A 12,294-nucleotide genomic window follows, 5' to 3' on the forward strand; every position below is an offset into this window, starting at 1 on the left:
GCACAGACTAATCCATGCGTATTTAACATTAACACTCACTTAATCTAGAACAACGAGCTTACTTATCCGCCGGAAACACAAGACCAAATTGCGCGCGCGCCTCCTGAATTAGTTCCATTGTTTGAAGTGAATTAGAAAACGAATTGACAGGTGACTCTGTTTTCCCATCGTTAATTAGGTCAATAAAAGCTTTTGCTTCATAGTACATTAAATTATCATGCTGATTTTTTGATATATCTTCTTTCGTCCCGTCCTTGTAACGAATCTCTACATGCTTCGGATCATTAATGGAGTCAATCACAATCGAACCATTTTCTCCCTGTATCTCAGATGGGACGTAAGAATTAGTAATCTTAGAGTACATCACAGATCCACTTAATTCTTTATAGTCAAATAAAATACTACCTTGACCATCCACACCTGATTCTAACACTAGCGCATTGGCATGTAGCTTTTCAGGTTTACCAAATAGCGCTACCATCGGGTAGATACAATAGATTCCAATATCCATTAAGGAACCGTTTGAGAATTTAGGATTAAAAGCATTCAAAACAGTTCCTTCTTTGTATTTATCATATCTCGAACTATATTGGCAGTAACTAGAAAAATATCGACGTACTTTTCCTATCTTATGTAAGTTTTCTTTTATCGAAATAAAGTTTGGTAAAAAGGTTGTTTTCAATGCTTCCATTAGTAGGACGTCGCGTTGCTTAGCTATCTCAATCATCTGCTCTACTTCTTTCGCGTTAGATGCTAGTGGTTTTTCTACTATAACATGCTTCCCTTGCTCCATGCATATAATCGCTTGCTCCGCATGAAGAGAGTTCGGACTAGCGATGTAAACAGCGTCAATCTCTTTACTACTTGCAAATTCTGTTAAATCTGTATATGTATATTTCGCACCATTTTTTTCAGCGAACTCCTTCGCCTTATCCTCTGTCCGGGAATAAACAGCTGACAATGTAAAATCCGCTACATCCTTTGCACCGTTAATAAATCGTTCCGTTATCCAATTCGTTCCAATTATTCCGAAGCGTACCATTCTAACACCCCTTAAGTTCTTTACCACCATCATAACGCAAAAAGGGCATTGGTCACCAGTAATACTGTTGAACCAACGCCCTCTTTTATTCTTGTTCTTCCTCACTACTATTTTCATCTGTTCGTTCTAATACCATTTGATACCCATCGTTTCCATAATTAAGGCACCTTTTGACCCTAGAAATAGTTGTCGTCGAGGCACTCGATTCTTCCACAATCGCATGGTAGGTATAGCCTTCTTTTAGCATTTTGGCAACTTGCAGGCGTTGGGAGAAAGATTGAATTTCACTCATAGTCGCTATATCATCAAAAAAACGATAACATTCTTCTCTATCCTTTAAAGATAGAATTGCATCAAATAAACGATCCAAGTGTTCCCCACGTAATTTATCAATCTGCATCATTTATCACCTCTCTGTTACTAGCTCCATTACTGTATGGTTACTCCTTCAAGTCCTGGGCTTTCTGGGATAACATTTATCCAAGTTTTACCCGGAACAAAACCAATTGTTTCACCGTTCTGTGAGGCAACAATTCTTCCATCTACGTTCTCCCATTGCACCTTTTGAAGTTTCCCTTTTTGCAATAAGTAGGCATCCCCACCAGATTGTAGATCAATGTCTCTTCTTCCGTAGTCATCAACTACCTCATGATGTGCTTCGATAAGGAATACGTTGTCTAATTGTATCGGTTCTTCCGTTTCTAACTCAACAGATTGCTGCTCACCATTATAGCGAAAGTACTTCTCGCTTGCAGTATCGTACACATAACGTATTGGATCATTTGAAAAATAACTAAAACTTGCCTCTTTTGCTGCTTCACCTTGCAATCCTATTACTTCATCTTCGGACAAAAAAGGTAACGGCTCATATTGGCCAGTAATATCATAGCCCTTTTCCTTTGCTACTTCAAATATACCGTCGAATATAGTATATGAATTATGTGGCGCTTGACGAAAGTCTGCACGTTCAAATAAATGACCATCATTATCGTAGTACATACCATTTAAATAATCAGCTGCACCATTTATTAACATATCTTCAATAAATTGAGCTGCACCATGGTGTACATAAAGCGCACCATAATCATCTGCCAAATTAAAGTAGTATGGTCTAGCACTACGAACTGGACCTATTTTCTCTGGCTGTTCACTGTGGAACAATGCCATAAACCTCGTAATATCACCTTCTGCTAGCATCTCAAATACTATATCTGCTTGTGTTAAACCTGTTTGTGGTCTTGCTTTAAAATGGTTATTGACCATCACCGCAACAATTCTATCATCAACAGGTTCGTTAGTAGCAATCCCTGTTAACGGATAGACATTTTTAAATTCTGGTTCTTTCACTTCAGGCTCTTGTGTTTCTTCTTGTACATCTTGTTCTTCTTTTGGCTCTGCTGTTTGTTCGTCTTTAGAACAAGCCACTGTTACTAGTAATAGCAACAAGAACAACAGGAATGCCGATGTCTTCTTACGCACTCTCCCCACACACCTTCTACTAAATTTGATCTATTTCCACAATTATAACAAATTTATCTCATGATAGAAGGAAATAGAATCTGTTTCTTTTTAACATCAACAATTCCTTGCGGTGTTATCCGGATAAAAGGTAAATGTAAAGAAGAAAGAAACAACAGGTTATATGGTGGATCATTATATTTATAGCCAAATTGCTTCAATTTTTCTTTTAACAGTTTATCTAATTTAATTATCGATTCCATCTCACCGTCAAACATCATACCAGACAAAGTTAACGGTATTTCTAAAATAATTTCACCTTTATCTACAAGCACAATTCCTCCACCAATTTCCTTCATTCTGTTAAACGCCTTCATTAAATCCTGTTTACTTTTCCCAATAAAAACAAAATCCCCGGTTGTTGAGTAAGAACTAACTAATCCCCCTAAGTTCTCCGTGAATCCCTTAAGTATCGTATTAACACGCCACTTACCTTGTTTATCCATCAACATTAGAAAAGATTCATCATTGACTCCTTCTATCACATCAACACTAGCATCTATCGAGATAGCATACGGCTTAATAATCACATCATTTACCATTTCCATTCCAACAGGCATGGAAAATTGTAGGTCAAGTTCAGTTAAATCCCAATCAATTTCCAACGGCTCAATCCCGTATTTTTTCCAATCCATTTCACCAATTCCGTTAACTTGTGTTCCATCTTTCTTTAACCATTTTCCTTTTGCTAAGACGGAGCTTGGTGTTGGATTATCCTTCGCATCCAGAATATTAAGATGAGCCACCCTACCTGGCGCTATACTCCCTAGCCGCTCATGCAAATTAAAATGATTTGCTGCATTATAACTTGCCATCATATACGCATCAATAACGGGTACTCCTTGTTCCATGGCAATTTCTATACACTTATTCATCATCCCGGCCTCATAAAAAGCAGGAGTAGATCCATCCGTAGTCATAGTAAATAAATGATAGTTAGAGACCCCAAGGTCATGAATTTCTTTTAATAATTTTGGTAAGTCTGGGCGAATAGAAGAATACCTAAGTCCAACTTGGTATCCATTTTGAAGACGTTCTACTACTTCCTGGCCTGTCATCGCCTCATGGTCTGCACTTACCCCAAGTAGCTTCATTTTTGTCAACGTTTTTTCTGATGCACCAGGAAGATGCCCTTCAATTGGTTTCCCAAGTCTTCTCGCTTCCTGCATACAATATAATATTCGGTCATCGTCCTCCAACACTTGGGGCCAGGATGTAAGCTCGCCTCCTTGAATGACCGCTTCATGATTCACCCAGGCAAGTATGTTTTGATTATTAAAGTATTTTTGTTCATCTTTTAAAAGCGTCTGAGAATCAAACCTCGCCCACCAATACATAGAAATTGGTAACTTCATAAAATCTTCTAACATTGTAAACGCTTTCTTTTGATTAGTTAAATAAAGCCATAGTAAATTATCGTTCATCAGAGTTGTTGTCCCTGTTTGAGATGCATACATAGCTAGATTGTGGGGATTATATAATTGAAAAGGATGGGCATGTGGCTCGATATAACCTGGGACTACATATTTGTCGACACAATCAACAACTTCAATATGGTCTGAGTGTTCTGGTAATTTACTTCCAACATAGACAATACGATCTTGATATATCCATATATTTGCGCATATCCATTGTTTAAGAAAAACATTCAAGTATGTTGCATTTTTTAATACTATCGTAGGATTTAGTTTACCATCTATAACTGAAACATGTTCTCTGAGTTCGCGATTACGCCAACGATAAAGATGCTCATTCATAGTATCTCCTCAATTTCAAGTAATTTCTTTTTATAATAACATACTCAACTGCATAATGCAGTAAATTAATTGGAGGAATTTTACAAAATGATAAAACCTAACATTGGTATTTTAAATGCATTAATTCGGATCACTTGTGGTTTTGTTTTTTTAAGTTATTCTACGGTTAGAATGGTTCGTCATCCACTTCGCAAAGGGTCCTTCTTTCTATCTGTGATGGCCGCAATGAAAATTGGCGAGGGTATTGTCCGCTACTGCCCTGTAACAGATTGGATCAATAAAATGGAACAAGAGGACCAAATAGAAAACCTTAGAAGTAATGAAAGTCAAGCTGAAAATGTGATAAACCCTTCTTAATGAACAATGAAGAACTTAGAAAGGCAAGCAATTGCCCTCTAATATGTAGTGAAAAAATGCCTAATTACATTCCGTAATTAGGCATTTTTACGTCGTAATAAAAATAGCATAAGGTATGAAATCGTTATGATAGATATGACCCAAGCCCAAGCTATACCCATTTGGTTTGACTCGAACGCCACGTAGATTGCTGTTGGGATAGTTTGCGTTTTTCCTGGTATGTTTCCTGCAAACATAATCGTTGCACCAAATTCCCCTAGTGCTCTCGCAAAGCTAAGCACTATTCCAGAAATAATAGGCTTGAAACATAAAGGAATCGATATGTATCGAAACACAATCCACTCACTACCACCATCTACTCTAGCAGCTTCCTCAATGGCTGGGTCAATTGCTTGAAATCCTGTTTTAACAGATTGATACATTAAAGGAAATGACACGACAACTGCTGCTATAATTGCTGCTGTTATCGTAAATATAATCGATGTATTAAAAACAACATCGACCATTTTCCCAATTGGTCCATTCTTCCCAAAAATAATCACTAACAAGAATCCAATTACTGTTGGAGGTAAAACAATTGGCAAGATTAGAAATGTCTCTACTATCGTTTTACCCCTGAATTTACTTTTCGCCATCCACCAACTCACGAAAATACCAACAACTGTTACGATAACTAAGGATACCACAGCTATCATTATAGATAATTGAATTGGTTGCCAAAATTCATATGTTGTCATTTAGAATCGCTCATACTTTCAAATCCGTATTTTTCAAATATTTGTTCTGCCTTATCTGTTTGGATAAATTGGTAGAATTGTTTTGCTTCTGAAGGATAATCCGTATCTTTTATAATTCCTACTGGATAAACAATCGGTGCATGGTCCTTTGAATCTGCTGTTGCTATTACTTTTACTTTATCTGATTGTAAAGCATCTGTTTTATACACAATACCAGCTTGGACATTTTCCGTCTCAACATAATGGAGAACTTGTCTTACATCTTTTGCTTGGATAAGCTTCTCTTCTAACTGATCATATAATTCCAACGATTTTAAAGTTTCCACAGCATATTTACCAGCCGGCACTGTCTCAGGCGTACCAATTGCTACTCTCTCCATTTCTTTATCTAGTAAGCTATCAAAATTACTTAAAGGGATCTTTGAATTTATCGGCTTAATTAGCACAAGGGAGTTACGAAGCAATGTACGGTAATTATTCGTATCAATTAACCCTTCTTCTAACACAACATCAAACTTATCTTGCGCAGCAGAAATAAATAGGTCTACTGGTGCACCTTTTCGAATTTGCTGCTGCAGAGATCCTGACGATCCTACATTTAACAGAACATTAATCGAAGTATTTTCCCTTTCAAACTCCTCTATAATCTCTTCCATCGCATCAGTCATACTAGCAGCAGCAGAAATAGTTATTTCTACTTCCTTCTCCTTACTATCATTTGGCATACAAGCAGATAGAAGGAGAAAAGTTAATATAAGCGTGACTATAATTCTTTTCATGCATTTCGACCTTTCCCAACTTGTTATCCTCCATTATAGCATGACTGTTTCTACATTTTATAGTCCACGCTGTTTTGTTATAATAGAGGAATGAAAGCTTACTAGTAGAGGTGATTAATGTGTCAGATCTAACTCATATAAATCAACAAGGCCGTGCCAAAATGGTTGATATTAGCGATAAACAACAAACATCACGAAGAGCTGTTGCACGATCTAGTATTTTTGTTAATAAAGAAATCTACCAAAAAGTCGTTAACCATGAAATAGGAAAAGGCGATGTGCTAGCTGTGGCCCAAGTAGCTGGAATTATGGCAGCAAAACAAACATCAACGATTATCCCCATGTGCCATCCTTTACCATTAAGCGGCCTCGACATTCACTTTGATTGGAAACTAGAAAAGGAAGATCAACCTGAATTAGTCATTACGGTGGAAGCAAAAACAAAGGGAAGTACTGGTGTAGAAATGGAAGCACTGACAGCTGCAACAGTTACTGCCTTAACAGTCTATGATATGTGTAAGGCAATTGATAAAGGAATGATTATTGGACAAAGCTTTCTACTTGAGAAGTCAGGTGGCAAGAGTGGAGATTTCAAGCGAGAAGACTAATTCATTCTCGCTTTTCAATTATCTTTATTCAGTTCCATCACGATATGACCTATCTCTGGCAAGATTAACTTTTCCATCGCTAGTTTAACTGCTCCTGATGATCCCGGCACGGAAAAGATAACCGTGTTATCAGTGACTCCAGCAATTGCGCGGGACAGGATTGCGGCTGAACCAATGTCATATTGGTAACTTAGCATTCGGAAAATCTCTCCGAACCCTGGCATTTTCTTATCCAAGAAAGAGTCGACAACTTCTATTGTAACATCCCGTTTAGCTATTCCTGTTCCTCCATTAATTAAGATTGCATCCATTTGTTCATCCTGAACGCCAGAAGAAATAGCAGCTTCTATTTCCGTTTTCTCATCCTTGACAATTTCATAGTTAGCTAGATAATGCTGATTATCTGCTAACATTTGTTTCATTAGCTGTCCGCTTTTATCAGTTTGTTCATCTCTCGTATCACTTACAGTTATCACTTTGCATGAAACAACTTTTGGTGATACCTCCCGATGTTTTTTTAACATGTTTATACACATCCTCTTTGAACAATTAGGCATGTAGACGTTACAAAAATAAGCACATCCATTTAGTACACTAGCTCTGAGCTTCCTTCTTGATCATCTAATAGCCTCACTTCTACATCAGTACCTTCAGAATAGGCATCAGTTCCACCTGGTAAAACAATAAGAGCGTTAGCTTTCGCAAGAGAAGATACAGCATTGGATTGATCTAGTCCATATCTACTTACAATTAATTTACCATCCTCTATTGAAACATAGCCTCTTACAAATCTCGTAAAAGCATTAGGTTTCGGAAAATCATCACGTAATACAGCTTTTTCTTTCCGTAGATGGAGATGTTTAACGTGTAAAAGTTGACGGATTACAGGGCGAGTAAACATTTCAAACCCAACAAAACATGCGGATGGATTCCCAGATAATCCGAATAACAATTTCCCATTATATTCTGCTACTGTTGTCACACTTCCAGGCCTCATGGCAATTTTGTTAAATAGTACATTAGCAGTCAATTTTTCATAAATAGCTGGTAGATAGTCAAAGTCACCAACAGATACACCACCCGTCGTAATAACCATATCAACTTGTTCTAATGCACCTTTCACTTGTTGGTAGCAAAGCTCTAGATCGTCCTCAAACTGACCTAGATATACAGCCTGTCCCCCGGCTCTCTCAATTTGAGAAAGTAACATGTATGTATTACTGTTACGAATTTTACCAGGCACTAACTCTTCGTCTATTGCTAATAGTTCTGTGCCTGTAGCAATCACACCAACTATTGGTTTCTTAAAAACAGGCACATGCTTATACCCGAAAGTAGCGAGTAGTGCTGTCATACCAGCTCCTATTAATGTCCCTTTTTCTGCAACAATGGTACCTTTCGTAATATCTTCCCCTTGAAAGGATATATTTTCACCTACCACACATTCCTTATATACATCTACATAGGTTTGACCATTTTCTTCAAAGGTTTCTGTCTGCTCGAGCATAATAACAGCGTTACTACCCTCTGGTAATTGTGCACCCGTCATAATCCTAACGGCTTGGTTAGAGGAAAGTTCTTGTTCATAAAGATGTCCTGCACCGATTTCCGCTACTACATCCAATCGAAGCGGATTCTCTTTAGTTGCCCCAATTGTATCCTCCGCAATAATGGCATAGCCATCATATGGAGAACGATCAAACAATGGAATATCATGATCTGCTATCAAGTTATCACCAAGGACTCGTCCATTTGATTGCTCAATGTCAATGGATTCTACCTCTCCTGTTTTTGCAAAATTCAATACACGCTTTACTGCTTCATGTACAGAAATCGGCTCCCTAACCTCTACCATGTTCATCCTCCTTGTTAACCACCAATATAAGACATTTCAATTTTATCTCTATTTTTAACTGTTTCTTCTGTTCTTTGATCTGAATACCGGTCGGTACGTTTTTGCCAGATAGATTGAATCCTTTCATATATAACGTCATCATCATTCGTATTCCGAACTAATTCCTTAAGATCAAAGCCGTTTGTAGCAAATAAACACGTATAGAATTTACCGTCCGCCGCGATTCTTGCTCTAGTACAGCTAGCACAAAAAGATTCCGAGACAGAGGTAATAAATCCAACTTCCGTATTGGTACCCTTGTACCGATATCGTTTAGCGACTTCTCCGAAATAATTCTGTTCTACAGGTTCGATATCAAATTCAGTTGCTAACTTTTCGAGTATTTCCTTCTTTGTTATAACCGATGAGAAATTCCATCCATTAGAAGTACCGACATCCATAAATTCAATAAATCGTAGCGTGATTCCCTTTTCTTTAAAATAGGCTGCCATCGGGAGAATATCTTTATCATTCATCCCCTTTTTCACAACCATATTTACCTTGACTTGTAATCCAGCTTCGAATCCTGCGTCTATGCCCTTCAACACCCATTCAGGACTTACCCCACGGTCATTTATGGCTTTAAAGGTCTCTTCATCTAACGCATCTAAACTAACATTAATTCTTTGCAATCCCGCAGCTTTCAATGCCTTAGCTTGCTTAACTAAATGGACACCATTTGTTGTTAAAGCAATATCTTCTATCCCTTCGATAGCTGATAGCTTTTCTATTAATGTGGGAAGGTCTTTTCGAAGAAGTGGTTCCCCACCAGTTAAACGAATTTTACTAACACCTAACTTCGTAAAGGCTTTTGCTAGTTTTTCTATCTCTTCAAACGAAAGTAGGTGCTCCTTAGGTAAAAAAGTGAAATCTTTACCGAAAATCTCTTTTGGCATGCAATAAGTGCATCTGAAGTTACAGCGATCTGTAACCGAAATCCGAAGGTCTTGTAACGGTCGATTAAACTTGTCGTGCACCTTACTGTTTGTCATTTTAATACTCTCCCGTTCGATTGAATTCGAAAAGTCTGATAATAATTAAATTCTAGATTATCAGATTGGATGGGGGATTACAAACATACTAGAAGTCATTATCTTTTATAAAAATATTCCTCTAACCACTCATTAAATAGTACATAATCTGCTTTTACTCTATCTTTATAGTAGCTAGACCAAATAATCATTTCCTTCTTAAAACCACTTTTGTCTCCCCCAATAGCTGCAAGGATTTGCTGCTCGCTATGGTAATCTAGTAAGCCATGTTCGATATCTTCGTCGGCTCTGGCATGGATCTTTGCTGATACCTTACCCATGACCTTTACCGTCTTCTTTATATCCTTCTCTTCCTTGAAATGATTCGGTTTTAATTCTTTTTCAAATGGGGATCGTTCCCTAACATAGAATTCACGATTATTAATTGTAAAATAACCAAGATACGGGTCGGCCTTATGGTGCATTGCTTGCTGTGTACTGATGACACGTTTACCTTGGTGGTTATGCGATTCCCAGAAAGCCTCGTTATAAGTGAAAAAATATGCAGGGATTGGGGTTCTCGCTTCTTTCACTTCTAATATAATATCATCCTGATGCTTATTATCATGTTGTCCCTCGATCAAAACGTAAAATCTTTTTAACCCAGTTGAACCAATGCCAGCACCCTTTCGTCTAACTATATCTTTAATTTGATAATGCTCATCACCTTGATAACATTCCTTATCAATACTTTCTAAATACAGATGCCAATTTTTCATAAGATCCCTATATTCATTATTGGAGGCAGGCTCTAGCTTTTCATTGGCACGATTGAATTTTCTTTCTCCATCTGCTTGTATGTACGTGAGCTTATCTAATTCATGTGTTGCTTGTCTATCTTCTAATTTCTTTAATAATTTCTTAACAGGTCCCTTTGTATTTTCCACTGTGTACTGTGATGTTAACGGACTATTTTCCTCTTCCACAAATTTTTTCAATTGTTTGTAATAGGCATTTAAATAGGTGTTAACCCATTCATCTTGCTTCTCTTCATTATAGCCCTGTTGTTCAGAAAACAAGCGAATGCTAACTACCATTCTTAATACATCGTACAGGTAGGAGCCTAGATACCCCTCATCGAAATCATCGACATCAAAAACGATATCTTCATCCTCATTCTGGAATCCACTATGGTTGTCAAAGTGCAAATCTCCCATTATCCATGTCGGTGCATAATCTGAAGTATGATAAGTAAAAGGAATTTTAGTTACATCATAGTAAAACAAATAAGCACTTCCTCTAAAGAAGCTATATGGATCCTGTTTCATTTTGTCGTACTTCAATCTTCTATCTGATTTGCTTAGTTGCATCAAATGGTCATCAAATTGTTCCAAAATGGTATGTAGTGTTTGTTTTCTTAAATATTTCTTTGTATTTTTTATTTGCTCTTTCATATTTCGTACCAAGAGTTGCTCCCCCTATACTTCTACTGTAAGTTTTTATTCTATAAAGATAAATATTCTCGATGATTCTATGAATCTCCTGTTTGTTTTATTTAACAAAGAAAAGGCTAACTAAACATAAGTCTAGTTAACCTTGGAGATGATATTTAATTAATCCTCATCATCATATTCTCTGAACTGCCCCGAGAAGTTCGGTGGCATTTGATTCCAATAGTTATTATACTGCCCGACTAGGTTCTCACCATAGTTACCTGGCATTTGTCCATAGTAAGGGTTCATACCTTGAAAATTTCCTTGTTGCTGGTTCCAGTCTCCATAATTCGGGCCTGGCAATGGACCTTCAAAGTTTCCTGGCACTTGATTCCAGTCTCCGTAATTCGGACCTGGTAGCGGACCTTCAAAGTTTCCTGGTACTTGATTCCAGTCTCCGTAATTTGGGCCTGGTAGTGGACCTTCAAAGTTCCCTGGTACTTGATTCCAGTCTCCGTAATTTGGGCCTGGTAGCGGGCCTTCAAAATTTCCTAGCAACTCGCTTACGTCCCCATATTGCGGTCCCGGGAATGGACCCTCAAAGTTTCCTGGCATTTGATTCCAGTCTCCGTAATTTGGACCTGGTAACTGGCCTTCAAAGTTTCCTGGAGCTTGATTCCAATCTCCATAATTAGGGCCTGGTAGCGGGCCATTAAAGTTTCCTGGCATTTGGTTAAAGTTACCATAAGGTCCTGGTAGTTGGCCTCCAAAGTTTCCTGGCACTTGATTAAAGTTACCATAGTTAGGTCCTAGGTTCGCCCCTCCATGGTGTGAATATGGATATGCACCACCCTGATAAAAGTTTCCATATGGATTCTGACCGTAATTCATGTTAATTCCTCCCCTGTGTAATCTACAAGATTAACGTATGCTGTTAAACGTAATCCGCAACCACCTATATCAAGAATGGGTACTAACCTATTTCTTTTTAAAAGGTCTTAATTAGATAAGTGTAAATCCATCATCACGAAATTCTAGAACGCCGGACCGGAAACAGTCTAACGTTGTCAAATTTGCTTTCAAGGATGGTTTCGCTTCGTTAGCCTTCCTCTTACATCTCCAATTTTGCTTTCAAGACTGCTTTCGCTTCGTTAGCCTTCCTCTTACATCTCCAATTTTGCTTTCAAGACTGCTTTCG

13 protein-coding genes are annotated in these 12,294 nt (G+C 37.8%); 2 read left to right on the forward strand and 11 right to left on the reverse strand.

The window, feature by feature from the left end; translation table 11 throughout:
- Nucleotides 1-58: 58 nt before the first annotated feature.
- From H7K77_RS13840 to H7K77_RS13855, 4 genes are all read right to left on the reverse strand, one after another.
- Complete coding sequence (locus tag H7K77_RS13840) at nucleotides 59-1,042, reverse strand: Gfo/Idh/MocA family protein (RefSeq protein ID WP_186578448.1); 984 nt, start codon at nucleotides 1,040-1,042, stop codon at nucleotides 59-61.
- A gap of 85 nt (nucleotides 1,043-1,127) precedes the next feature.
- The gene (locus tag H7K77_RS13845) at nucleotides 1,128-1,442 is read right to left on the reverse strand and encodes a YerC/YecD family TrpR-related protein (protein ID WP_186578460.1); all 315 of its coding nucleotides are present in this window, start codon (nucleotides 1,440-1,442) and stop codon (nucleotides 1,128-1,130) included.
- Nucleotides 1,443-1,471: 29 nt separating this feature from the next.
- Nucleotides 1,472-2,521, reverse strand: coding sequence for a DUF3048 domain-containing protein (locus H7K77_RS13850; RefSeq protein ID WP_186578449.1), 1,050 nt, complete (start codon nucleotides 2,519-2,521; stop codon nucleotides 1,472-1,474).
- Nucleotides 2,522-2,574: 53 nt separating this feature from the next.
- Complete coding sequence (locus tag H7K77_RS13855; RefSeq protein ID WP_186578450.1) at nucleotides 2,575-4,317, reverse strand: adenine deaminase C-terminal domain-containing protein; 1,743 nt, start codon at nucleotides 4,315-4,317, stop codon at nucleotides 2,575-2,577.
- An 87-nt stretch (nucleotides 4,318-4,404) separates the two neighbouring features.
- Between H7K77_RS13855 and H7K77_RS13860 the strand changes: the two genes are divergently transcribed.
- On the forward strand, nucleotides 4,405-4,674 hold the full coding sequence (locus H7K77_RS13860; protein ID WP_186578451.1) for a YgaP family membrane protein: 270 nt from the start codon (nucleotides 4,405-4,407) through the stop codon (nucleotides 4,672-4,674).
- Between the two features lie 77 nt (nucleotides 4,675-4,751).
- On the opposite strand, the gene modB is transcribed toward H7K77_RS13860, so the two are convergent.
- A complete protein-coding gene (modB, locus tag H7K77_RS13865) occupies nucleotides 4,752-5,411 on the reverse strand; it encodes a molybdate ABC transporter permease subunit (protein WP_186578452.1) in 660 nt (219 codons plus the stop codon).
- Nucleotides 5,408-6,190 carry a molybdate ABC transporter substrate-binding protein gene (modA, locus tag H7K77_RS13870; RefSeq protein WP_186578453.1) on the reverse strand — a complete coding sequence of 261 codons (783 nt, stop codon included), beginning with the start codon at nucleotides 6,188-6,190 and terminating at the stop codon, nucleotides 5,408-5,410. The genes modB and modA overlap by 4 nt, the downstream gene beginning before the upstream one ends.
- 119 nt (nucleotides 6,191-6,309) lie before the next feature.
- Here modA and moaC point away from each other — a divergent pair, with 119 nt between their 5' ends.
- Nucleotides 6,310-6,798 carry a cyclic pyranopterin monophosphate synthase MoaC gene (moaC, locus tag H7K77_RS13875; protein ID WP_186578454.1) on the forward strand — a complete coding sequence of 163 codons (489 nt, stop codon included), beginning with the start codon at nucleotides 6,310-6,312 and terminating at the stop codon, nucleotides 6,796-6,798.
- Between the two features lie 14 nt (nucleotides 6,799-6,812).
- Here the strand turns inward: moaC and H7K77_RS13880 are convergent, their stop codons facing one another.
- The 5 genes from H7K77_RS13880 to H7K77_RS13900 form a co-directional block, all read right to left on the reverse strand.
- Entirely contained in the window at nucleotides 6,813-7,322 is a 510-nt protein-coding gene (locus H7K77_RS13880) for a MogA/MoaB family molybdenum cofactor biosynthesis protein (RefSeq protein WP_186578455.1), read from the reverse strand.
- A gap of 62 nt (nucleotides 7,323-7,384) precedes the next feature.
- Nucleotides 7,385-8,653 (reverse strand): molybdopterin molybdotransferase MoeA, encoded by a 1,269-nt coding sequence (locus H7K77_RS13885; RefSeq protein ID WP_186578456.1) that lies wholly within the window; start codon nucleotides 8,651-8,653, stop codon nucleotides 7,385-7,387.
- Between the two features lie 14 nt (nucleotides 8,654-8,667).
- Complete coding sequence (gene moaA, locus H7K77_RS13890; RefSeq protein ID WP_186578457.1) at nucleotides 8,668-9,684, reverse strand: GTP 3',8-cyclase MoaA; 1,017 nt, start codon at nucleotides 9,682-9,684, stop codon at nucleotides 8,668-8,670.
- 98 nt (nucleotides 9,685-9,782) lie between these two features.
- Nucleotides 9,783-11,117: a DUF2252 domain-containing protein gene (locus H7K77_RS13895; RefSeq protein ID WP_186578461.1), complete on the reverse strand. Its 1,335-nt coding sequence runs from the start codon at nucleotides 11,115-11,117 to the stop codon at nucleotides 9,783-9,785.
- A 159-nt stretch (nucleotides 11,118-11,276) separates the two neighbouring features.
- Entirely contained in the window at nucleotides 11,277-11,987 is a 711-nt protein-coding gene (locus H7K77_RS13900) for a hypothetical protein (RefSeq protein WP_186578458.1), read from the reverse strand.
- Nucleotides 11,988-12,294 lie beyond the last annotated feature (307 nt).

Source organism: Aquibacillus kalidii, assembly GCF_014280935.1.
GTDB lineage: Bacteria > Bacillota > Bacilli > Bacillales > Amphibacillaceae > Aquibacillus_D > Aquibacillus_D kalidii.